Annotated in this window: 19 protein-coding genes; 5 read left to right on the top strand and 14 right to left on the bottom strand. The window is 58.1% G+C overall.

Going from position 1 to position 23,488, the window contains the following annotated elements; all coding sequences use genetic code 11:
• Positions 1-62: 62 nt before the first annotated feature.
• Together mutY and ACQCLF_RS10310 are read right to left on the bottom strand one after the other, a co-directional pair.
• Complete coding sequence (gene mutY / locus ACQCLF_RS10315) at positions 63-1,142, bottom strand: A/G-specific adenine glycosylase (protein ID WP_426986924.1); 1,080 nt, start codon at positions 1,140-1,142, stop codon at positions 63-65.
• A gap of 116 nt (positions 1,143-1,258) precedes the next feature.
• Positions 1,259-3,553 carry an AsmA family protein gene (locus tag ACQCLF_RS10310; RefSeq protein ID WP_426986922.1) on the bottom strand — a complete coding sequence of 765 codons (2,295 nt, stop codon included), beginning with the start codon at positions 3,551-3,553 and terminating at the stop codon, positions 1,259-1,261.
• A gap of 334 nt (positions 3,554-3,887) precedes the next feature.
• Between ACQCLF_RS10310 and ACQCLF_RS10305 the strand changes: the two genes are divergently transcribed.
• The 4 genes from ACQCLF_RS10305 to gcvH all read left to right on the top strand — a co-directional run bounded on the left by ACQCLF_RS10305 (position 3,888) and on the right by gcvH (position 8,413).
• Positions 3,888-4,961, top strand: coding sequence for a Fe(3+) ABC transporter substrate-binding protein (locus tag ACQCLF_RS10305; RefSeq protein ID WP_426986920.1), 1,074 nt, complete (start codon positions 3,888-3,890; stop codon positions 4,959-4,961).
• A 113-nt stretch (positions 4,962-5,074) separates the two neighbouring features.
• Positions 5,075-6,823 (top strand): ABC transporter permease, encoded by a 1,749-nt coding sequence (locus ACQCLF_RS10300; protein ID WP_426986918.1) that lies wholly within the window; start codon positions 5,075-5,077, stop codon positions 6,821-6,823.
• A 69-nt stretch (positions 6,824-6,892) separates the two neighbouring features.
• The gene (gene gcvT, locus ACQCLF_RS10295; RefSeq protein WP_426986916.1) at positions 6,893-7,996 is read left to right on the top strand and encodes a glycine cleavage system aminomethyltransferase GcvT; all 1,104 of its coding nucleotides are present in this window, start codon (positions 6,893-6,895) and stop codon (positions 7,994-7,996) included.
• A 27-nt stretch (positions 7,997-8,023) separates the two neighbouring features.
• Positions 8,024-8,413, top strand: coding sequence for a glycine cleavage system protein GcvH (gene gcvH, locus ACQCLF_RS10290; RefSeq protein WP_426986914.1), 390 nt, complete (start codon positions 8,024-8,026; stop codon positions 8,411-8,413).
• A gap of 67 nt (positions 8,414-8,480) precedes the next feature.
• On the opposite strand, the gene ACQCLF_RS10285 is transcribed toward gcvH, so the two are convergent.
• The 7 genes from ACQCLF_RS10285 to ACQCLF_RS10255 all read right to left on the bottom strand — a co-directional run bounded on the left by ACQCLF_RS10285 (position 8,481) and on the right by ACQCLF_RS10255 (position 16,028).
• Positions 8,481-11,015: a TonB-dependent receptor gene (locus tag ACQCLF_RS10285; RefSeq protein WP_426986912.1), complete on the bottom strand. Its 2,535-nt coding sequence runs from the start codon at positions 11,013-11,015 to the stop codon at positions 8,481-8,483.
• A 219-nt stretch (positions 11,016-11,234) separates the two neighbouring features.
• On the bottom strand, positions 11,235-11,537 hold the full coding sequence (locus ACQCLF_RS10280) for a winged helix-turn-helix domain-containing protein (protein ID WP_426986910.1): 303 nt from the start codon (positions 11,535-11,537) through the stop codon (positions 11,235-11,237).
• 1 nt (position 11,538) lies between these two features.
• Positions 11,539-12,135: a hypothetical protein gene (locus ACQCLF_RS10275; RefSeq protein ID WP_426986908.1), complete on the bottom strand. Its 597-nt coding sequence runs from the start codon at positions 12,133-12,135 to the stop codon at positions 11,539-11,541.
• Between the two features lie 164 nt (positions 12,136-12,299).
• Complete coding sequence (gene phoR / locus ACQCLF_RS10270; RefSeq protein ID WP_426986906.1) at positions 12,300-13,607, bottom strand: phosphate regulon sensor histidine kinase PhoR; 1,308 nt, start codon at positions 13,605-13,607, stop codon at positions 12,300-12,302.
• 52 nt (positions 13,608-13,659) lie between these two features.
• Entirely contained in the window at positions 13,660-14,355 is a 696-nt protein-coding gene (gene phoB / locus ACQCLF_RS10265; protein ID WP_426986904.1) for a phosphate regulon transcriptional regulator PhoB, read from the bottom strand.
• 164 nt (positions 14,356-14,519) lie between these two features.
• Complete coding sequence (gene ubiA / locus ACQCLF_RS10260) at positions 14,520-15,431, bottom strand: 4-hydroxybenzoate octaprenyltransferase (protein WP_426986902.1); 912 nt, start codon at positions 15,429-15,431, stop codon at positions 14,520-14,522.
• A gap of 30 nt (positions 15,432-15,461) precedes the next feature.
• On the bottom strand, positions 15,462-16,028 hold the full coding sequence (locus ACQCLF_RS10255; protein ID WP_426986900.1) for a chorismate--pyruvate lyase family protein: 567 nt from the start codon (positions 16,026-16,028) through the stop codon (positions 15,462-15,464).
• Positions 16,029-16,213: 185 nt separating this feature from the next.
• Between ACQCLF_RS10255 and ACQCLF_RS10250 the strand changes: the two genes are divergently transcribed.
• Positions 16,214-17,521, top strand: coding sequence for a dicarboxylate/amino acid:cation symporter (locus tag ACQCLF_RS10250; RefSeq protein WP_426986898.1), 1,308 nt, complete (start codon positions 16,214-16,216; stop codon positions 17,519-17,521).
• A 7-nt stretch (positions 17,522-17,528) separates the two neighbouring features.
• On the opposite strand, the gene ACQCLF_RS10245 is transcribed toward ACQCLF_RS10250, so the two are convergent.
• The 5 genes from ACQCLF_RS10245 to ACQCLF_RS10225 form a co-directional block, all read right to left on the bottom strand.
• Positions 17,529-17,936 carry an acyl-CoA thioesterase gene (locus ACQCLF_RS10245; RefSeq protein WP_426986896.1) on the bottom strand — a complete coding sequence of 136 codons (408 nt, stop codon included), beginning with the start codon at positions 17,934-17,936 and terminating at the stop codon, positions 17,529-17,531.
• Between the two features lie 66 nt (positions 17,937-18,002).
• Positions 18,003-18,779 (bottom strand): fumarylacetoacetate hydrolase family protein, encoded by a 777-nt coding sequence (locus tag ACQCLF_RS10240; RefSeq protein WP_426986894.1) that lies wholly within the window; start codon positions 18,777-18,779, stop codon positions 18,003-18,005.
• A 66-nt stretch (positions 18,780-18,845) separates the two neighbouring features.
• Positions 18,846-20,246, bottom strand: a complete 1,401-nt coding sequence (locus ACQCLF_RS10235; RefSeq protein WP_426986892.1) for an HDOD domain-containing protein — start codon at positions 20,244-20,246, stop codon at positions 18,846-18,848.
• Positions 20,247-20,384: 138 nt separating this feature from the next.
• Positions 20,385-22,493, bottom strand: coding sequence for an ATP-dependent DNA helicase RecG (recG, locus tag ACQCLF_RS10230; protein ID WP_426986890.1), 2,109 nt, complete (start codon positions 22,491-22,493; stop codon positions 20,385-20,387).
• A gap of 13 nt (positions 22,494-22,506) precedes the next feature.
• Entirely contained in the window at positions 22,507-23,430 is a 924-nt protein-coding gene (locus tag ACQCLF_RS10225) for a hydrogen peroxide-inducible genes activator (RefSeq protein WP_426986889.1), read from the bottom strand.
• Between the last annotated feature and the right edge of the window lie 58 nt (positions 23,431-23,488).

The raw sequence follows: 23,488 nt of genomic DNA, 5'->3' as shown, positions 1-23,488 counted from the left end.
GCTTTCGTCTCCTGTTGTTCGCACAGAGTGTTCAGATCGAGTGTTTAAATCGGGCGTTTACGTCAAGTGCTCAGCCCGATGCCCAACTGACGTGGATCCAGCTGTGCCAATTGTCGCAGTAGCTTTTTTACCGGTGCCGCCAGCCCCAGCGTTTCGGGTCGATCGAGCCGATACCATACCAGAGCGCGCTCGCCCACGGTCTGTGGCTCCTCGGCCAGCTGCAGCAATACCGGCGTGATATCCAGGTGATAATGACTGAAGGTATGGCGGTACGTGTCCCACTGTTCGCGGTCGACGACCTTGCCGTAATGATCGTCGGCATAGGTGTGTGCGTCGGCTTCCGCTGACAGCTCGGGGAAACCCCACAGCCCTCCCCAGATGCCTTGCGGCGGACGTTGTTCGAGCAGTATATCGCCCGATGGCCCTCGCAACATGAGAAACTGCACAGCCTTGACCGGTTTGTCTTTTTTGGGTTTCTTGCCCGGGTAGTCCGTCGGATTACCTTGAGCGCGAGCAACGCAACTGGCACCGACCGGGCACCGCTCACAGCTCGGGCGCGAACGTGTACAGAGCAAAGCCCCCAGGTCCATCATCGCCTGCGTGTAATCGGCGACGCGGCGCTTCGGGGTGTTGGCTTCGGCGTACCCCCACAGTTGCTTCTGAACCGCCGTTTGGCCGGGCCAGCCTTCTACCGCGTAGTGGCGCGCCAGCACTCGCTTGACATTGCCATCCAGGATCGCGGCGTGCCGACCGTAGGCGATGCTGGCAATCGCTCCCGCGGTGGAGCGACCAATACCGGGTAAGGCGCTGAGCTCCTCCACGCTGTCTGGAAATTCACCGTGGTAATCTTCCACTACGGTCTGCGCGCACCGATGGAGATTGCGCGCCCGGGCGTAGTAGCCCAGCCCGGTCCACAGGTGCAGCACATCATCCAATGGCGCGGCTGCCAGTTGATGCACACTCGGGAAGCGCTCCATAAAGCGCTCAAAATAGGGAATGACCGTGGTCACCTGAGTCTGCTGGAGCATAATCTCCGACAACCAGACCCGGTACGCTGAAATATTCTGTTGCCAGGGCAGGTGCTTGCGCCCGTGGCGGTCAAACCAGCGCAATACCGCGCGGGCGAAGGCCGTCTCACTCATTACACATCGTCAGGTTTTACAACGGGTTAACGTTCCGGCTCGGGGTTGAGCCCTTTGTAGTGGTCCACTGGCCCCACTTCGTGTTTGACACGAGGCGGGGCATCATGGAGGTCGCGTTAGCGGCGAAACAGGTTGCGCAGACGTTCCTCGGCGCTTTTTTCCGAGGTGTTTTGTTCCGAGGTATTTTGTCCCTCTGCCTCTGCACCGTCCTCACCTTCCTCAGAGCTACCTGAGCCGCCCAGCAGCCGGTCACGTACTTTGTTTTGCAGCTCGCGTTTTTCCTGCTCCAGCTTTTCCTGCACCCGGGCTTTTTCCGCTTCGATTTTCTGTTCTGCCCGGGCCTTCTCGGCTTCAATACGGTCGCCGTACTGATCCTTGATCTTGAAGGTGGCGAACTCGGTGATCAGCGACTGAACGCCTTTTGAATCCAGACCGCAATCACCGATCGGGTTGGGATCCTCCAGCGACCCGCTACAGCGCAACAAAGAAAGGCTGCGGTCCACCCAATAATTGCTGTTTACGCGGCAGCCGCCATCACTGCTCTGTTCGCCACCAAGACGCATGGGCAGCGTAAAGTCATACCGCGCCTCGCCCAGATCAACCTGCCCTTCCAGCCCCAGAGTCAGGCGCTCGACGCCCGCCTGCATGGATTCCACGCGAATCACTTGATCACGGATCGTGGCTCGCCCGGACAGCGCGGTCAATTCAGTGTAGGGAGGCCACGTCTTGCCGGAGGCGTCGCCACGGGTGACGAGCGTGACCATTTCGCAGAATTTCTGCTCCACGTTCAGCGGTGCCAGCCGCACTTCGGCGCCAGAGAATGACACATCACCCACCAGCGCTGCCATCAATTCGTTCATGGTAACACCCTGTGTGTCAGCGGACACATCGGCGTTCACTGCGCCACTCAGCTGCAGTTTTTCATCCATGTCCAGGTCGGCCAGCAAAGGCGCCAGTTGCAACCCATTCAGTCCGGCCACCATCTCGATAACGGCCGTCTCGCCAGCGCCATCCAGTGAGCCCTGCGACTCCAGGCGCCCCTCGTAGGCGTTGAGTGTCGCGCGCTCCAGGTTAATCACACCGTCGCGCGCCAGCACCCGCACGCTCAGGTCTTCCATCAAAAAGCCCATGGCGGTAATTGCGTCGAAATCCAGGCCGAAGGCAACATCCAGATCCCGAAGGGTCTCCAGCGGAATCAGCGGTTCGTCGCCACTGGAGCTCTCTGCGGTTTCCTCCGGGGTTTCGGAGGCAGGGGGCAGGTAGTCATCGATGTTGATCCGGTCCCCGGTCAAGGCCACATCCAGTGCCATGCGGCTCAGGTCAGTGACCGCCGCGCGACCCTCGACGCGGGTCTGATCCAGCTCCAAAGTCAGGGGCTCAATTCGCACCTGTTCGGTATCGCCCTGAATTGTCGCCCGAAAAGCCAGGCGATCCAGAGCATCGGCACTGGCCATATCCGGCGCAGGCAGTGAAAGCACATTCATGAGTGTTTTCGGGCTAAACGGCTCGAGCGCCAGTTCCGCCTGGTAGGCCGGGTTATCGTTCAGGTTTTCAGCGGATGCGTTCACCGTCAGGCGAATATCATCCGAAGCGCCCGCTCTCGACAGTTCCACGCGCAACACGCCCTCTTCCAGCAGCGCACGGGACATGTCATCGGCCAGAGTAATACGACCGGCAAGCGCTGCCTTTACCGCCAGCGGGTCATTGCCCAGCAATTCTGGATCTTCCACCTGGGCCGTCAGGCCCAGATCCAGATCAAACGGTTGACCCTGCAGATTGAAACCCACGACCTCAAGATTCATCGGTTCGAGCGTCAGGTCCTGCCCGGTACCCAGGTCACGATAGCGCAGGGAGGCATTACTGAGGGTGATTCGTTCCACCGCCAGTTGCAGCGCGGGGCCTTCCTCGGTGGCCTCGGTGGCAGTCTCCTCGCTCTCATCAGAAGCCGTTGCAGTGGGCGCGTCATCGGCGGTGGAAGCCGGAGGCGGCGAGGTGGCATCGGTGGAGTCGGACGCCTGAATAAGCCGCTCCCAGTTCCCTTCACCACTCTCATCCACACTGAGATTCAATGCGGCGCCGTCGACCAGGACATGATTCACCTGGACTTCGCGGCGAAACAGCGGCATAACGGCCACACGCAGGCTGGCTTGCTCCAGCCGGGCAATCGTGTCTTCCGGGGCCTGTAGGGCCGCCACCTGAATATCGTTCAGCTCTACCCCGAGCGCGGGCCACAGCTGCCATCCGAGGTTGCCATTGATCTGCAACTCTATCCCCTGCTCGCGAGCCATGGCTTCCAGGCGCGGCTTGAAGACATTGGGGTCCAGTAAAAACACCAGTGCGACGGCGGCAATGACCAACAGTAACACCAGTACCACCACGATCTTGAACAGACGACCCAGAAACTTTTTCACTTCACCTAACTCCCTTGTAGCAATGGACGACAAGATGGCGCTTGTATCACCCGCTCTATCTAATGTGCCAATGTAGAGCCCTGCCAGCGCTTTTCACTCTATAACTGTAGAACGTATATATACCTTATCCAGTTTACTGCGGACTACCCTCTCTGTGATCTTCTGCGCGGATCTGTGATGTTCTGTGATGTCCTGCGATGCAGCCCTTTGGTGTAAAGAAACGATTTGATTCGGTAAATAAGAATACTTATCATCTGTATACTGTTAGACTTCGCACTCAATGAATTTTCCACTTTGACCGATTCCACACTCTGAACGAAAAGGTTGATTTCCTATGGCATCTTTCCAACGCAATCTGTTCCAGGGGCTGCTGGCTGGCTCCGCCGCTTTGCTGCTGGCCGCCTGTAGCGATTCCGGCGACTCCTCATCCGTCGAAACTCCGGCCAAAGCCTCTCCCGAAAAAACGGCCGAGCCACCCACCGTGACCGTTTATTCCGCCCGGGCCGAACATTTGATCCAGCCCATTTTTGATCGGTACACCGAAGAAACCGGTGTAAAAATCCGTTATATCACTGACAGCGCCGGAGCCTTGATTCAGCGCCTCAAGGCCGAGGGCAGCAACACCCCCGCCGACCTGTTGCTGACGGTAGACGCCGGTAACCTGTGGCAGGCTGAGCAGGAAGGGCTTTTCCAGCCCGTAGAATCCGACACCCTGGAAGCCAATATTCCCGATCACCTGCAATCGGCTAACAATGAATGGTTTGGCCTGTCAGTGCGGGCGCGCACCATTGTTTACTCCACCGACCGGGTCGACCCGGAAGAGCTCAGCACCTACGAGGCTCTGGCCGATGACCAGTGGAATGATCGCCTGTGCCTGCGCACCTCCAAGAAGGTCTATAACCAGTCGCTCGTCGCCACCATGATCAGCACTCTGGGCGAGGAAAAGACGGAGGAGATCGTCAGCGGATGGGTGGATAACCTCGCGACGGCCCCGCACTCCAACGATACCTCGGCGATGGAGGCCGTTCTCGCCGGGCAGTGTGATGTAACGATTGTGAACACTTACTACTTTGGACGTATGCAAAAGGAAAACCCGGAGATCAAACTGGCTCCGTTCTGGCCGAACCAGGATGATCGCGGCGTGCATATCAACGTATCGGGCGCCGGCCTGACCGAGTACGCCAAGCAACCCGAAGCGGCCATTGCGTTGCTGGAATGGCTGTCCGGCCCGGAGGCCCAGCACGAGTTCGCTGAAGCCAATCAGGAGTACCCGGCCAACAGCAATGTCGAGCCGTCCGAGTTTGTTGCCGCCTGGGGCGATTTCAAAGCCGACTCGGTCAATGTAGAATCCGCCGGACGCTTACAGGGCGATGCGATTCGACTGATGGACCGCGCTGGCTACCGGTAGTTTTTACCGGCTGCCGGTTTACCCGGTTAAATGACTCGCCCCGGCGTGCCATTTAACTGGGGCCGTCCAGCAGGCGGCCGCCCCACATTGAGCATTACCCCGACAGGTTCCGCTTGAATCCACACGACTTCAACACACCGCCCGCGCCAGAGCGTCGCCATTACTGGCAAGCCCGTCTCTGGCAAGTACCGGCCTGGCTGATGGCCCTGTTGGTTCTGATGCCAATCAGCGTGATCATTCTCAGCTGGGGCAGCGCGCAGACCGATGTGTGGCAACACCTGATCGAAACCCAGCTATCCCGTCTACTGAAAAACACGCTCATTCTGATCTTCGGTGTCGGTGCCTGGACTCTGGTACTGGGGGTCGGGCTCGCTTGGCTGGTAGCGGTTTGTGAATTCCCGGGTCGACGCTGGCTGGACTGGGCGCTGATGCTGCCCCTGGCCGTCCCCACCTACGTGGTCGCCTTCGTATTTCTCGCGGTGACCGATTACGCTGGGCCCATCCAGACACTATGGCGAGGCTGGTTCGGTCCCGACACACCCTTTCTTCCCGTACGTGGGCCGCTCGGCGTCGTGTTTATCATGACCTGCGTACTCTACCCCTATGTTTACATGCTGGCACGCAGCGCCTTCATCGCCCAGGGGCGCGGCCTCACCGATGCGGCCCGCCTCCTCGGCTGCGGCCCTTTTAAGGCGTTTTGGCATGTAGCGCTGCCGATGGCCAGACCAGCCATTGCGGTGGGCGTCTCTCTGGCCCTTATGGAAACCCTGGCGGATTTCGGCGCAGTGGCGGTGTTCAATTACGACACCTTCACGACCGCCATCTACAAATCCTGGTTCGGCTTTTTTAACCTGACCGCTGCTGCGCAACTGGCTTCATTACTGTTGCTGTTTGTGGGGCTGGCGCTGTTTGCCGAGCAAAAAGGCCGGGGCCGAAGCCGCTTCCACCAAACCCCGCAGCGCGACACTGAGCGCTATGTTCTCACCGGCTGGCGCGCCTGGCTGGCCAGCGGGTTTTGCCTGGCCGTGTTCACCATGGCGTTCATCATTCCTACCAGCCAGCTGATCCTGTGGACCTGGCAGCAGGGTAGCGAAGCACTCAACGGTCGCTACTGGGCACTGGTGAAGCACACGTTTATGCTCGGCGGCACCGCCGCGCTGGCCACCACCTTGCTCGCGCTGCTGGTAGCTTACGGGCAACGACTGCTGGGGCGGCATCACATCAATGGCACGGTGCGGCTGGCCAGTCTGGGCTACGCCCTGCCGGGCTCAGTCCTGGCCGTGGGCATCATGATCGGCTTTGCCTTCCTGGATCGGGAAGTCGTCAATCGCCTGCAACGCTTGCTCGGGCAACCGGAACACCAGGTTCTCATGGGCACACTGATCGCTCTGGTGCTGGCCTATACCATCCGGTTTTTCTCGGTGGCGTTCGGGCCGGTTCACTCCAGCCTGGAGCGCATTCGCCCCAGCTATCAGGAGGCCGCCAACAGCCTGGGAGCCAACCAGTGGCGTGTGCTCTGGCGCATTTATCTGCCACTGCTGACCCCCGGCCTACTGACCGCGGCGCTTCTGGTTCTGGTGGATACCATGAAAGAAATGCCGGCCACCCTGCTGCTTCGCCCCTTCGGCTGGGACACACTGGCGGTGCGCATCTATGAACTCACCGGGGAAGGGCGCTGGCGCATGGCTGCGCTACCCGCCCTGACGCTGGTTTTACTCAGTATCGCGCCGGTCATACTGATGATTCGCCAAAGTCGGCTGCCCGCCAGAGCTCGAGCCGCCGTGCTCACCCCCACCGGCGATATACCGGAGCAAAAGACACGAGAGAACGAGGTACTGGAGAAAGTCCCTCCGGGCCGCTAAAATGGCGCCCTTTTCGAAGGCCAGCCAAACCCTGCCTTCGCCTCTTTCACGCTCGGGATCGACGCTTTTATGGGCAACCGCACCCCTCTTTTCGCCCTTCACGAACGCATGGGCGGCAAAATCGTAGACTTTGGTGGCTGGGATATGCCCCTCCACTATGGCTCCCAAATGGAGGAGCACCACCAGGTCCGACGAACCGCCGGTATGTTCGACGTCTCTCACATGACCGTCGTAGACATCGACGGCGAGCACGCTAAACCCTTCCTGCAATACCTGCTGGCCAACGACGTCGCCAAGCTCGACGGCAAACCCGGCAAGGCGCTCTATAGCGGCATGCTCAACCATCAAGGTGGCGTGATCGACGATTTGATCGTCTACAATCGGGAGGGGCATTTTCTGCGCGATGGTCATTATCGTCTGGTGGTGAATTGCGCGACCCGTGAAAAAGACCTGGCCTGGATCGAGCAAGTCGGCGCCGATTACGATATCGCTATCAGTGAGCGTCCCCGACTGGCCATGATTGCTGTGCAGGGTCCTGAGGCGCTCACCAAGGTCAAACAGGTATTGCCACAGCACGCCGACGCCCTCGATACTCTTGCGGTGTTCCACGCATTCGAACACGACCAGTGGTTTATTGGTCGCACCGGCTACACGGGAGAGGACGGCGTGGAAATCATGCTGCCTGACAGCGACGCCGAGGCACTCTGGCATGCACTGGCCGATGCGGGCGCGACTCCTTGTGGCCTCGGAGCACGGGATACCTTGAGGCTGGAAGCGGGCATGAACCTGTACGGTCACGAAATGGACGAAGAGACATCACCGCTGGTCGCCAATATGGGCTGGACGCTCGCTTGGGTGCCCGAGCAGCGCGATTTCGTGGGCCGCCAGGCCCTGACAGATGAGAAAGCCCGGGGCATTGACGACAAATTGGTAGGGTTGAGCATGACCGCCCGCGGCGTTTTACGCGCCGGTCAGAAAGTGCGGGTGGACGGCACTGAACGAGAAGGCGTGATCACCAGCGGTAGCTTTTCTCCAACCCTGGGCCACAGCATCGCCCTGGCCCGGGTACCAAAGGAGGCGGCGGAACGCTGCGAAGTGGAACTGCGCGGCAAGTGGGTGACGGTGGAGGTGACCAAACCGGCGTTTGTACGTCACGGACAGTCACTGATTTAATTCATTCTGACAACAGGAAAACGAGCCATGAGCGAGATCCGCAACGAATTGAAATACCTGCCCAGCCATGAATGGGCACGAGTGGAAGAAGACGGTACCGTGACCGTAGGCATCAGTGACCACGCGCAGGACAGCCTGGGTGATGTCGTGTTCGTAGAGTTGCCGGAAGTGGGCAGCCGCGTCAGCAAAGGTGAGGAAGCGGGTGTTGTAGAATCCGTGAAAGCGGCTTCCGATATTTATTCGCCGGTCAGCGGTGAAGTCATCGCGATTAATGACGCTCTGGAAGACACCCCCGAGACGGTGAACGACTCCCCTTACGACGACGGCTGGTTTTTTAAAGTCAAACCCGCAGACACCGCTGAGCTGAGCGACGCACTGGATGCGGATGGTTACCGCAACGAGATCGAGAGCGCCTGATCGCCAATAAAAAATGGCGGGAGCGCTGAGCGCCTACCCGCCATCCGGTATCTCTACCCTGACAATCTTAAAAACGGCCCCTCACTCCCACAGAGACGGTGCGACCGTATTCTTCCAGTTGGTAGGTATACCCTTCCGAGCCCTGATACAACTCCAGCGGCTCATCATTAATGTTGGTCAACTCGAACACCAGATCCATCAGCGGGTTTACACGATAGGCCGCTGTGAGATCCACTTGAGTGTGCGGCGCGACGTACAAATCATAAGCGGAGGTGTCACCCACCTCACTCAGGTATTCATCGCGATGAGAAACACTCAGACGGCTGCTGAAGCGGCCCATTTCATACCCCAGATACAAATTGCCTGACCGCTCGGCAGACTCTGGCAACGCGAACTTTTCACCATCGCGCTGCTCAAGGGACAATTCCGTATCCAGAAAGGTAAGGTTACCACCGACCAGGAAAGCACCCAGTTGCTCTTCCCAGTTCAACTCGATACCGGTCACCGAAGCATCGGTGCCGTTCACAGGTGTAGTGACTTCATAACCGGGAAATTCTGCATTGGCGGTCGAGGTGAAATCCACAATATAGTCATCAATTTTTTTGTGGAAAACGCCGGCAGAAATCACGCCACCGTCTCGGTACCAGTCAAACATCAGGTCGAAATTATTGGAACGATAGGGGTCCAGCTCGGAATTGCCCGCCTCGATCTCCAGGTCTTCCCGGTTAATTGAGAACCGCGGCGAAATGTCCGAAAAGTTCGGACGAGCCACTGTCGTACTCCAGGCCGCTCGCAACGTCATGTCATCGCGCAAATTGTAACGCCAGTGAATACCCGGCAGTACATCGGTATAGCTGGAATCGACCGAGCGGGGCGTAATGGACAAATTACCCTGTGCATCAAAGTCCAACAAATTACCCGTGGCATCATATCGGGTATGCTCTACTCGAGCGCCGGTAATTAACTGCCAACGATCAGTTTCGTAGGTTCCCATAAGATAAGCCGCACTGACATCTTCATCAGCGACAAAGTCTTCCGCTTGCTGAAGCTCAAGCGCCTCCATCTCATCCTGTTCGCGGATGTTGAACTCATTGCGGCGACTGTAAAAATCATTCAGGAACGCTTCTCTGCTAATCCCAGCGCCCATTTCATGGAACGGGTAATCAGGTGCCCCGGTCGTGTAGGGCACTAAACCCAGATCGGGAACATCGCGCAACTCGATTTCATTCACATCCACATCTTTGCTTTTCGCGCGGAAGTCCAGTCCGGTTTTCACGGAAAGCGCGCTGTGTCCGAACATATCACGGAAAAGCACATTGATCGACGCATTCAGATCATCGTCATCAATAAACTTGGGCTCGAGCACCACACGATCCAACACATAATTATCGTGATTAAGGTGCGATGCGTCTGCGGAACGCTCGTTCAAAATCTGGAAGGTTGGCAGACCACCACCAATCGAGAAATCGCCCGTAAGCGCCTGAAGACCATATTCAAAACGACCTTCCGTTTCATCTGGAACTCGCTCGCGCGTTTCGGAATAACCCAGTTGATAATCCACCTCCATACGATCCGTAACGTGCTCACCACCCAGCGCCATTGCCAGCGTATCCTGCTCCTTGGTGCGGAAGCGGATACGGCGACGGAAAGCATCTTCAGGCATCTCCTCGAACGTTCCAGCGCGTCCGTCAAAGTCGGCCAGAGTACCGTCTTCAAATACGAAGATACTGCGCTGACGTGTCTCGGCATCCGTGAAGCGGCTGAATACGGTATTCAGGTAATAGCGGCTGGCATCGTTGGGGCGATATTCCAGGTTCAGGTTAGCGCCCAGCCGTTCGCGATTAACGTAGTATTTGCGCAGCTGCACTTCCTGAAGGGCTTTTACTTCCTCGCCCAAATCATCATTCTGATAATACGCTGCTTCAATGTTGTCTGACTGGAACTCACGGTCGAGATAGTTGATCCCGAACGAAATACCCACATTGTCCGAGCCACCCAATGCGCTCACCACATCGGTGTAATTAAGTTGCACTTTCGGGCTGGCCTCTTCGCTCAACTCATTGTAAGAGCCTTCCAGACGATAGCGAAAGCGCTCTCCGTCGTGATCAAACGCAGAGCCCGAGGTTACGTTCACGGCGCCACCAATGGCATCACCGGGCATATCAGGGGTTGGCACCTTGGTCACTTCAATCAGTTCCACCGAACCGGTGGGAATAACATCCAGTGGCACCGCCCGGGAACCGTCCTCTGGGGTGCCAATACGCATGCCATTAATGGATACGGTGCTCAACCCGGCACTCACACCGCGCACACTCACAAAACGTCCTTCCCCCTGATCTCGGGAAATGGAGACTCCCGGCAGGCGCTGAAGAGATTCAGCCACGTTTTGATCCACAAACTGCCCCATCTCATCGGACGCAATGAAGTTCGTAATACTGTCAGAATCACGGTAGAGGTCAATCGCCTCATTGCGCGCTTCACGTTGGCCGGTCACCACCATTTCTTCATGCAATTGCGGCTCGCTCTGTGCTGACGCACTGGCACTAATGCCGACTGTAATAGTGGACATCGCCACTGCGAGTGACCGTCGAGAAAACTTCATATCAACTTCTCCTAGCACTTTATATGACACATTGATGACTTAAAGAGTGTTTGGGCGTCATAGTGAAGGGGAAATGTGACAAGAGTGTTCTGATTTGATGTCAGATTGATGAAGAAAAGCGCGGGGGGGGCAAAAAAACTCCACAAACCCGTGTTCGTGGAGTAAAGGGGAATGAGAGTCAAGCAAAGAGCCGGATAGTCTCCGTTCACCTGATGCTTTTTATTTGGACAATCCCAGCATCGACTCCAGATGTTCCAAATAACGTTCGAACGCCTCGCGCCCCAGCACTGTCAGTGATACTTCCGTCACCGGCTTGCGGCCGACAAAGCGCTTTTCCATGGTGATGTACTGTTTGCTCTCCAGCTTACGCAAATGCGTACTCAGGTTACCGTCCGTGGTTTTTACCTGATCCCGAATGAAAGTAAATTCGGCCATTTCGACACCGGCAAGTACCGCTACCACCGCCAGGCGAATGCGCGAGTGAATTAAGTCATCGATCTGGTTGTGATCAAATTCTGCCACGTCAAACTTCCTCGACGTCATCACGCCGGTGCTGCATGCGAATCAACACGACGCCTGGCAGCACATAACACAGCAGCAGCAATACCCCCATTAACAAAATGGCATACTCACCCGGCCACAGAAACATCACCAGAGAACCCAGCCACCAGCCAAGCGCCAGGTTGCGCAACCAGCCCAGGCCCGCCAACACGCCCGTCAGGAAAAGTCCCGTACCAATCAGCGCGGAAAACACCGCGGGCAGCACCTGTCCCGGTAGAGTGTGGGTGCCCAGTCCGGCAAAAAAGTAAATCAGTTGCGTCACGCCCACCGCCACCCACACCATGCCCACCAACCGCCCGGCATAGCTTTGCACCGGCCGTCGGATGTCCCGCCGAATCAACAATAAATTGCCGATCATCCCAAAGGCGATACACGGCACCCAAGTCATCATGGGTCGGTAAGGCAATACACCGACCACCTGCAACCAAGTCAGCACCAGCCCGACACCGGTTGCAACGCCCCAGACAATGAAATATCCGCCACTAATGCTGGCCGCACGACGCGTTCCCGCCATTAGCTCGCGAATATACGTCAAATCTTCCCGCACATTGTCACTCATAACCTTTCATCTCCATGTTTACGTCAAGACCGACTGCTTATACCCAATGAATAGAAAATCATTAACTTTGAATTTCAAAGTACTTTGCAAAAGTAGATTTGTCAACCGCTTTTTCAGTGACTTTAAACAGCTGATAACAGGGGAGTTGAGGAAGTGCGGGCTTCTCAGTGGCTCATTGGCGGAGGACTGAACACACAGGTGAATATGCTGCCGACACCCGGCTCACTGGTGATTTGCAGCTCGCCATCGTGGCGCAATAGCACGTGCTTCACAATCGCCAGCCCCAAGCCGGTGCCTCCGGTGCCACTGTTGCGGCTCTGCTCCACGCGGTAGAAGCGCTGGGTCAGGTGGGGGATATGTTTGCTGTCAAAGCCAGGGCCGTTATCGCTCACCGAGAAAAAGATCTGTTGATGTGCCTGCCACAGGCGCATGGCGATTTTGCCGCCCGCCGGGGTGTACTTCACTGCGTTGGTGACGAGGTTGGAAAACGCGCTGTGCAGCTCTTTTTCGTTGCCCTGCAACTGCAAGCCCGGCGTTTGCACTTCCAGAGTAATGGTCTGGCTCTTATCCGCACTGAGCGCCTGAGCCTCGGATTTCACGGTGTGCAGCAGCGGCTCCAGGTTGACCGGCTTATGGTTGTGGCCCGACTCGGTGGTTTCCAGTTTGGAAAGCGTAATTAAATCATTGATCAGCAGCGACATGCGTTTTGATTGCTGCTGCATCTGCGCGAGAGCCCGCTGCCATGGAGGGCTCAAGTCAGTGCCGCTGTCAGACAGCGTTTCCAGATAGCCACTGATAACCGTCAGTGGTGTGCGTAACTCGTGGCTGACATTGGCCACAAAATCCTGGCGCATCTGCTCCAGCTTGTGTAGCTGGGTCACATCGCGGACGACGATCAAGCGTTCGTTGCGTCCAAAGCGGGTGACCTGAAACTGCAGCTGTTTGGAGGTGAATCGAGGGGAGGGAACTTCCAGCGGCTCGCTGTAATCGCCTTCTTCAAAATAGCTGACAAAGCGCGGGTGGCGAATGAAATTGATGACCGATTTCCCCTGGTCGCTACTGTGGAATCCCAACAGCCGCTGGGCCGAGGGGTTCCACCAGTCCAGGCAACCGCGCCAATCCAGCACAATGACACCATCGCGCAGGGCCGCACTGGTTTCCTGGACGCGATTGATCACTGCCTGCAGGCTGTTTTTCTCTTGTACCTGACGGCGCTGTAAGTGGTAAATGTTATCGAACAAATCCCCCCAGATACCACTGGACTCGGGCGGCGGCTCGTCGTTCTTACGCAGCAGCCAGAGGTTGAGGCGGCGGATCTGCCAAACCATCCACGCCAGATAGAACAGGCTCCCCACCAGCAATGCCCAAACCACATGGTCCAGCCACAGGCCCACCAGAGCACACAGAGAGAGAATAATAAGAAGACGCCGGACTTCGACGCTGTAGCCTCGCAACAAAACAGTTGGCCTCATAGGGGGCAGCCTTGGCCCCGGTGCTCACCAGAGTAACAGTCGCGGGTGGCGTTTAGCCCGCCTGCGTGGAGAAACGGTAGCCGGTGCCGCGCACCGTCTGTACCAGATTTTCATGATCATCCACCGCCAACGCCTTGCGCAGCCGACGAATATGCACGTCTACGGTACGTTCCTCCACGTACACGTTGCCGCCCCAGACGTGATCGAGCAGCTGGCTTCGAGTATAGGCCCTTTCCTGGTGGGTAAGAAAGAATTCCAGCAGTCGGTACTCAGTGGGACCCATATCCACGGAACGCTCGTTGATCGTTACCCGGTGGCTGGACGGGTCGAGGCAAAGGCCCTGCACACGGATCGGGTTACCGTTCATTTGCGGGTCTGCACGGCGCAGCACGGCCTTGAGGCGGGCCACCAGCTCGCGCGGCGAGAAAGGTTTGGTGATGTAATCGTCAGCGCCGACTTCCAGGCCCTGAATCTTGTTGTCCTCCTCACCTTTGGCGGTCAACATGATCAGAGGCACTTCGGCGGTGACTTCCTCGCGCTTGAGTCGCCGGGCCAGTTCGATGCCGCTCGTGCCTGGCATCATCCAGTCGAGCAGAACCAGGTCTGGCCGCTCATCAACAATCAGTGCCAGTGCGTCCTGGGCATTGCTGGCCTCCAGACATTCGTAGTCGGCCATCTCCAGAGCCACTCGCAACATGTCGCGAATAGCGGCCTCGTCATCCACTATGAGTATCCTGCGCCCTGCCATAATCTCTGCCTGTCATCAGTAAACAATCGGGACGGCGGCAACACCAGCGCCCCCGGGTTGAATATCAACCTCGCGCCAGCGTATTTAATAAACTCCGTGTTACACAATTATGACAGAGCCCCGGAAAAACCGCTTACTGTCACAATAAGATGGATCAGCTGCCTTTACCGAAGCTGCAAATCCAGGGCGAGCCCGACGAAAATCAAGAGTCCCACCCAGTTATTGTTGAGAAAGGCCCGAAAGCAGGCCTCCCGCTCCCGAAAACGAATCAGGTACTGCTGGTACAAGAACAGCAAGGCCGCCCCGGCCAGACCCAGATAGTAAAACACCCCCAGCTCGAAGCGGCCGCCCACCATCACCAGGGCGTAAAGCGTGAAAATCTGCAGGATACCGACCATCACCCGGTCCATATCGCCAAACAATACAGCGGTGGACTTGATGCCCACCTTGAGGTCATCGTCCCTGTCCACCATGGCATAGAGTGTGTCGTACATGACCGGCCACAGCACACCGGCGGTATAGAGCAGCCAGGTATCCGTTCCCAGACTGCCGCGCTGGGCGGAGAACGCCATAGGGATCGCCCAGGCAAAAGCCGCCCCGAGCACGACCTGCGGCAGGTGCGTGTACCGCTTCATAAAGGGGTAGCAGGCCGCCAGCGCCACAGCGCCCAACGACAACAAAACGGTAAAACGGTCGGTGAGCAATACCAGCCCGAAGGAGAACAGGCACAACACGACAAATAAGGTTAATGCCTCACGCTCAGACACTTCCCCCGTGGCCATTGGCCGATTTTTGGTGCGCTTTACGTGGCCATCCAGATTGCGGTCGGCGTAATCATTAATCACACACCCCGCCGAGCGCATCGAAAACACGCCCAATACAAAAATGATTAACAACCCTGCATTCGGCCAGCCTTCAGCGGCCAGCCACAGCGCCCAGAGCGTAGGCCACAGCAATAAAAGACTGCCGATTGGCCGGTTGAGGCGGGTCAGACGCCAATAAACCGACAACCGTTCGCGCCAGTTCTGCCGGAGGTGATTGAACCATGAGCGGTTATTGGAAGACGGAGAAGCCATAAATAAAGGACCTTGAATTCTGCGATCGCTTCAATTGCAAGAGGGTTTCAACGGCGTAAGGAAGTCGGGCAAAAACACTTCACCCACCAAAAGCGCTCGATCGTTCAGCCGAAACACCGAGCGCCTGGCCCACAGCACCTGGTCTTGTTGAAGCTCAGCGGGCGCATATCCTCCAGAGGGTGAAAGGCGGGCCACTTCCAACGGCTCACGCTCCAGATCCGGCTGACCGAACAGAAACTCGCCCAACGGCCGGCTGTCGAGCCACCGTAACTGCCGCAATCGGCCGGTCAAGCTGGCCAACGGCACCAAGCTGCGCGCAAAGACCCAGGCCTGTTCGTGTCCGAGTAACACCACTTCGCGCACCAGCGCCCAGTGTCCAGACTTCATACCAAGGCGACGACGCTCATTCAGCGTCGGTGCCGCCAACCGCTGGGACAGCACTTGCACTCGAAACTGCCCCCCGCTGTGCCGCTTGAGTTTGGCGGTCAGCGAGCCGCGGTCCAACAGCCAGGGCTTCAGTTCTGCGGGGCAGCCATCGAGATTTACCGTCTTTCGGCGGGGGTTCGCGGCTTGAAACAGGGGGTTGGATTGCGTCAAAAACACCTCTACAAAAGACGTCGATCAGGCATTTGGCCCGTATTCTAACAGCTTCCCCGGCACCTGCATTGAGAAACAGGGAGGTTGGGCTATCGCTTTACGCTGGCGCTCCAGGTTGGTTTAATGAGTCTTTCGCGTCGAGCACTCCTCGCCGCTCACAACGACAACGATTCCAAGAGCTCGACATGAATCTGACCAAGCGCATTTTACTGGCCATGGTTCTGGGCATCAGCATTGGCGTGCTGATTAACCTGGTGGCCCCATCCAAGGAGCACTTTCTTCATACCTGGTTCGCGCAAGGCCTGTTCGACGCCGTCGGCCAGGTGTTTATCGCTTCGCTGACGCTGTTGGTGGTGCCACTGGTTTTTGTCTCGCTGGTCTGCGGCAGCGCCGCGTTGGGCGGGCACAGCCGTATGGGACCCATGGCGATCAAGACTCTGGGGCTGTACCTGACCACCACCGCCGTTGCCATTACGCTGGCGCTAGCCATTGGGCAGTTGGTGGGTCCGGGCCACGGCATCGATATGCCCGGCGAGGTGGAGGCTTTCAGCGTGCAGGAAAAGCCCTCGCTCAAGGAAACGCTGGTGGGCATTTTTCCTTCCAACCCCATCGCCGCCATGGCCGAAGGCAATATGCTGCAAATCATCGTCTTTGCCCTGCTGCTCGGCGTGGCTATCTCGCGCTCGGAAGCCCGCACCTCGCAATATCTTCAGGCGTTCTTTGGCCACCTGAACACGGCTATCCTGAAGCTGGTCATGATGCTGATGCACCTGGCCCCCTACGGCGTTTTCTGCCTGCTGGCAAAGCTGTTTGCGGATCTCGGCTGGGGCGCCATCGGAGATCTGGCTCTGTATTTCTGCACGCTGTTGTTCGTGCTCCTGTTGCACGGCCTGGGTGTCTACAGCCTGTTGCTTAAAACACTGACCGGGCTGAGCCCGAAAATTTTCCTGCGCAAAATGTGGTCCGTGATGGTGTTCGGCTTCAGCACCGCGTCCAGCAACGCCACGCTGCCCATTACCTTGCGCACAGTGGAAAAAGACCTGGGCGTGGACAATCGGGTCGCCTCGTTCACCATCCCCCTGGGTGCTACGATCAATATGGACGGCACCGCTATTATGCAGGGCGTAGCGACGGCGTTTATCGCACAGGTATACGGCATCGATATCGGAATTACCGGCTATTTGATGGTGGTACTGACCGCCACCCTGGCCTCGGTGGGCACCGCTGGCGTACCCGGCGTCGGCATGATTACGCTGGCCATGGTACTGACACAGGCCGGTTTACCCGTGGAAGGGGTAGCACTGATTATCGGCGTGGATCGGTTGCTGGATATGGTTCGAACCGCCGTCAACATCACCGGCGATGCCATGGTATCCACTGTGGTGGCCAATAGCGAGGGGCTGCTGGACCGTGATCGCTTCCAGCAGGCTCTGACCGAAGACGATACAGCCCCCCGGTCAACCGAGGAACGCCCCGGCGATCAACCTACGTGAAATGAATCTACCTGAACCAGGCGCTTACCGGTTCCGGCAAAGGGCGGGACTTGCCATCGCCGCCCACCCACACCACTTTGGAGTAGGCTTCAGCGCACGGCGCCTCGGGCTGGTCAGTGGTGTAGAGTTGAAAGCGGGCCATAAAGCTGGAGCGCCCCGGTTCATCGGCGTAGCAGTCCACCCGAAGCATAGCCGGGTACACCACGGGACGAAGAAAAGTACACCCGACCGTAACCACTACCGGATAACTGTCGGCCGAAAGGCGAATGCCTGCTTCGCTCAACCACTGGAAGCGCGCCTCTTCGCAGTAACGCAAGTACAGCGTATTGTTCACATGGCCGAAGGCATCCATATCTCCCCAACGCATGGGAATTTCGCAGGAAAAACGGCAGGGAGTCGACTCCGTTGCGCTCATAACCTCTTCCTCCTTCTTGCTACACTCAACCTACACTAAACCTACACTCAAATCCGCCGTCAACGCTCAGGACTGCACTCGTGCTTTAAAGGCAACGCTCAGCTCCCCCAGCTCGCCGAACTGTACTCGCACTGGCTCTTCCAGCGGCACCTCCAGAACGCCCGCGTAGGAGCCGGTAATCACAATATCGCCCGCCTTGATGCCCGCTCCGGTGTCGCGCAGAAAGTCCACCAGCCATTCCAGGGGTGCCCTGGGGTGGGTATTTGGATGCCGCCCGGCGTGAGTTTCCGGCGCACCTGACTGCGAGTGCACCGTAATGGCCATTTCACTCGCCGCCACGGCCAGATCCGGATCCACCTCCGGGCCGATAAACAGGCCCTGATTGAGCAGACCATCCGCCAGCAACTCGGGAAATTCCACAGCGGCTGGATCAGCGTAACGACTGTGAATCAATTCCAGCACCAGGTGAGTGTGGGCAATCGCACTTTGCACGGTTTCAGAGGAATACGCCTCGTCTCGAGCCGGTAAGTCCCGGTCAAACACAAACGCCAGTTCCGGTTCGATTTTGGCAACCCCGTCAGGCGCCCAAACCGGAACCGGCACATCTCGGTGAATATCGCTGGCAAGAATCGGGGCCACCACCAAACGGTCCGGTGGCGGCAGCAGACATTTCCAGCCACCCACCTCACTGCCCAGCTCGCGAGTCACCGCCGATTGCACGGCCAGTGCTGAATCGAGGTCCATTGGCCGACACTCCCCGGGCAAACGCTCGGCCTGGACACCGCTGCGCCGACGCTCCGCCAGAATATGGGCCGCTTTGGCAACTTCAATGGGAGAGAGCATACCGTTCCTTTTCTAAAAATAATTAACGGGTTTCAAACGTCATCAGTGCGCACACCGGGTCACGCTTCAGTGCGGGTTCAGCAGCAGCGCAATGTGATCAAGTTCGGGCAGGGACTCACCCACACTGGCCACTGTCGCCATTGCCTTGTCCTTGTCCAGATACAGGTCATTGAAGAGGGCCTCGGGGATTTCCTGTTTCGGTCCACCCCCGATGCCTTGCTGTGCCATCAATCTCTCCGCAACGAAAATCAGGTTGGCGTATTGATGATGTTCACCACGATAGTCGGGGTTATTCTGGTGCCGCAGCGCAATCACCAGCTCTTCCGGCATAGACCAGAGTCGCATCAGGGTACCGGCCAGCTGCTCGCGGGTAATGCCCAGCAAGTGGCGTTCTATGGGCTGGTGATGGCAGTGAGGATTGGCCTCTGTCATACGGCAGTACTGGCTGAAATAGGGTGGAAATAACTCAGCCAACACTAAAAAACCAAAGTTGTGCAGCAAACCGGCCAGATAGGACAACCCGAACGCCGGGCGGCGTTCGCGCGGAATGGCAGTGACCAGCCCTTCCACCGTAGCGGCGGTGTAGACCGCTTTCTGCCAATAGGTCAGATAACCCGCCGGCCCATCTTTGGGCAGTTTCAGGCTCCGGCCCAACGACAGCCCCAGTGCCAGATTAAGCACCATATCAAACCCCAGCACACGCACGATTGCATCGTGAATGGATTTGATCTTCCCCGGTGCCGAATAGTAAGGCGAGGCCGCCCAGCTCACCACCTGAGCCGCCAGACTGGGGTCGGTTTCCACGACCTGGGCCAGGTCACTGATATCGGCGTTGGGGTCTACCCGCAGATTGATGATTCGTTGCGCAGTTTCCGATAACGGCGGCAACTCGAGCGTTTCTTCCAATCGCTGACGGATGCGCCGACGGGTAAAACGACTGACAGCCCCGAGGATATGCACCTCATCCATCTCGGGTCCGCTGTCTTCTTCCAACGGCTCAAGCGCTGTGGCGATATCACAGATGATGGCGTCTTCCAGCACCGTCTGAAAATCATCGCGGTTGATATGCAATAACTGGCTATCATCGCCGGAGTCCAGCAACAGGCTGTCGCGACGCAGAAGCTGTTTGTCCACCAGCGTGGGCAAACCGGCAAGCTTGGGCAGCGCCGGCACTGATTGCAGACTGTAGGTATCACAGAATTGTCGCACGGCGTCCTGTGTCGTCGCGCGCAACTCCCGGCCCAGTTGTCGCTGCACCGCCGCCAGATCCAGCAGGGTATCCGCAGAGACCAGGGCGAGGATGCGCCCCTTGTCGTCTTCCAACAACACCGCTTTGGCGGCTCCCACCTCCCGCAGGTGGCGATCGTGCCAAAGCGGTTGATTGTTGGCATCCACTGGCGTGCGCGCCAGATCGTAATGAATATTTTGGCTGTTCAACAGCGACTCAACGCTGGAAGGTAGGGGCACGTTTGACTCCTTAATATTCTGTAACCGCCCGTGTCTGACTTATCGGAAACCCTAACGCGTAATCCCGGCCTCAATCAGGGCTTTATACAATCAGTGTGTAAGAAGCCGGGCCTGTGATCAAGCATTTTCGCATGGCCATTAAACCCGCACATAACGACGCCGTTCTCCCAGCCAGCGCTCTATGATCGGCAGGCAAAGCGCCGGACTGCCCTCCAGCAACATTTGGGCACTGCGCTGCACTTGCGGCAACAGGGGGGCATCCCGCTCCAGCTCGGCGATGCGGAATTGCATTTCGCCCGTCTGCCGGGTGCCAAGTACCTCCCCCGGACCGCGCAACTCCAGATCCCGCTCGGCGATCACAAAACCATCGCTGGTTTCCCGCATCACCGCGAGGCGCTGCTTGCTCTGGCGGGACAGCGGCGCGCCGTACAACAGCACACAGTGGCTGGCCTGCGCTCCACGCCCGACCCGACCCCGCAGCTGGTGCAACTGGGCCAGCCCCAGGCGCTCGGGGTTTTCGATAATCATCAGGCTGGCGTTGGGCACATCCACCCCCACCTCTATCACCGTGGTCGCCACCAGCAGATCGATATCGCCCGCCTTGAACGCCGCCATCACCTGCTCTTTTTCTTTGGCTTTCAGCCGCCCATGCACCAAACCCACTCTCAGGTGGGACAGGGCCGCCGCGAGATTTTCCGACGTTGCTTCAGCCGCCTGGGCCGCCAGTGTTTCCGACTCCTCAATGAGGGTACACACCCAATAGGCCTGACGCCCATCGCGGCAGGCCCGGCTGACCCGCTCGATAACCTCCGGGCGGCGCTGCTCACTGATTACCACAGTGGAGACCGGCGTACGCCCCGGTGGCAGTTCGTCGATGACTGAGGTATCCAGGTCGGCATAGGCGCTCATGGCCAGGGTGCGGGGAATGGGCGTTGCGGTCATGATCAGCTGATGAGGCCGCAAACCGCCCCGGGACCCTTTTTGACGAAGCTCCAACCGTTGATGAACACCAAAACGATGCTGCTCATCGATAATCACCAGCCCCAGGTTGGCAAACTGCACCTCCTCCTGAAACAGGGCGTGCGTGCCCACCACCACTTGAGCCTCGCCACTGGCCAGCCGCGCAAGTTGCTCACGCCGACGGGCGGCCGTCAGTTTGCCGGTGATCCACCCCACCTCAACACCCAGGGGTTCCAGCCAGTGGCCAAAGTTGATGCGATGCTGCTCGGCGAGGATTTCAGTGGGCGCCATGATAGCGGCCTGGCAACCGCTGGCGACGGCGGAAAGCGCGGCCAACGCCGCCACCAGCGTTTTGCCCGACCCCACATCCCCCTGGACCAGCCGCAACATTGGCCGGGGCTGACCCAGATCACGATCAATTTCAGCCCCTACGCGCTGCTGCGCATCGGTCAACTGAAAGGGCAACGCATCGAGAAAGTGTTCACGCAAACGCTGGTCGGGCTTGAGCACTGGCGCGCCTTCTGCCTGAGCGTCGCGACGCCGCAGCAGCAGACTGAGGTGGTGGGCCAGCAATTCCTCAAACGCCAACCGTTTCTGCGCAGGGTGTTCTCCATCCACCAGTTGCTGAACGTTGGCGTTGCGTGGTGGCGCATGTACGTAGCGGATAGCGTCAGCCAGCGGCACGGATTGAAGGCCCTGTGAGCCCAGTTCCGTCAACAAGGTGTCGGGCAACAGTTCCGTGAGGGAATGCGTATCGAGTCGTTCCAGCGCCTGAGTGGCCAGTGCCCGCATACGCTGTTGGGTCAATCCTTCCGTGGCCGGGTAGACAGGCGTGAGCCGTTGCTCCAGAGGCACACCTTGAGCGTCATCAATAAATTCGTATTCAGGGTGGTAAAGCTCCAGCCCGGAAACCCCGCGTCGGCTTTCACCAAAGCAGCGCAACCGCGTGCCCGGGGCCAGGCGTTGTTTCTGCGCGACGGAAAAGTGGTAAAAGCGCAGCGTTACGGTACCGCTGCCATCCTGCAGCCGACAAACCAGGCTGCGCCGACGGCGACCAAACACAATATCGGCGGCGCGCACCTCGCCTTCCACCACGGCATTGACGTTGGGTTGCAGGGCACCGATGGGTGTTATTCGCGTTCGATCAAGATAACGAAGTGGAAGGTGAAACAGCAGGTCCTGCACATTGTGAATACCGAGCCGGGCCAGCTTTTCCGCAAATTTGCCTCCCACCCCCTTGAGAGCGGTCACCGGCAGGCGATCCAGACTGTCGGCTCGTTCCGTCACCGGCCGCCTCTCGTTACGCGGCGTCTGTGCTTAGGCGGCACATGTTGATGGCCTTGCGCAGCGCCTCAATGGCCTTGTAGCGGGGGTAACTGGCACGCCAGGCCAGGGCCACCGTGCGGCTCGGTGCCGGTTGAGTGAACGGCCGGGTCACCAGCATATTCGGTGTGTAGTTGGCGGTCACCGCCGCCGACATGGGCAGGATGGTAATCCCAAGCCCGGAGGCCACCATGTGCCGCAGGGTTTCCAGCGAGCTGCCCTCGGCCGCCGTGCGAATACGGCTGTGCGGGTCTTCTATGGAGGTTTGCAGATTAGGGCAAGTGGCCAGCACCTGGTCGCGGAAACAGTGGCCTTCGCCCAGCAGCAGTACATTCTGATCATCAAGGTCGTCGGGGTGGATCGACTCTTTATCCGCCAGCGGATGGTCGTGGGGCATCAGCACCACAAAGGGCTCATCGAACAACGGTTGAGTGACGACGTCCGCTTCCGTGAACGGAAGCGCGACGATAATAACGTCCAACTCGCCTTTACGCAGTTTCTGACGCAGGGTGGCGGTATAACCTTCCTCGACGTACAGCGGCATTTTACTGGCGATTTTTTGCAGCTCGGGAATAAAATGCGGCAGCAGATAGGGCCCGATCGTGAAGATGGCTCCCACATGCAGCGGGCTGCTTAACTGGTCTTTGCCCGCATTGGCAATATCTTTGATGGCGGAGGTCTGCTCCAGTACCAAGTTGGCCTGCGCCACAATCTTCTCGCCCAGCGGGGTTGCCTGCACCCGGGATTTGGAGCGCTCGAACAAGGCCACACCCAGCTCTTCCTCCAGTTTTTTAACCGCGATACTGAGGGTGGGCTGACTGACAAAGCAGCGCTCAGCGGCACGCCCGAAATGTTGCTCCTGGGCAAGCGTTACGATGTAGCGCAATTCTGTTAAGGTCATGCTTTGCGGTTTCCTGAATGGGAGGCTCAATGGTTAGTGTGGAATGGTTAGTGTGGAT

The sequence above is a fragment of the Marinimicrobium sp. ARAG 43.8 genome, assembly GCF_050113635.1.
In the GTDB taxonomy this organism is placed as follows: domain Bacteria; phylum Pseudomonadota; class Gammaproteobacteria; order Pseudomonadales; family Cellvibrionaceae; genus Marinimicrobium.
This window is presented reverse-complemented; position numbering and strand designations above follow the sequence as displayed.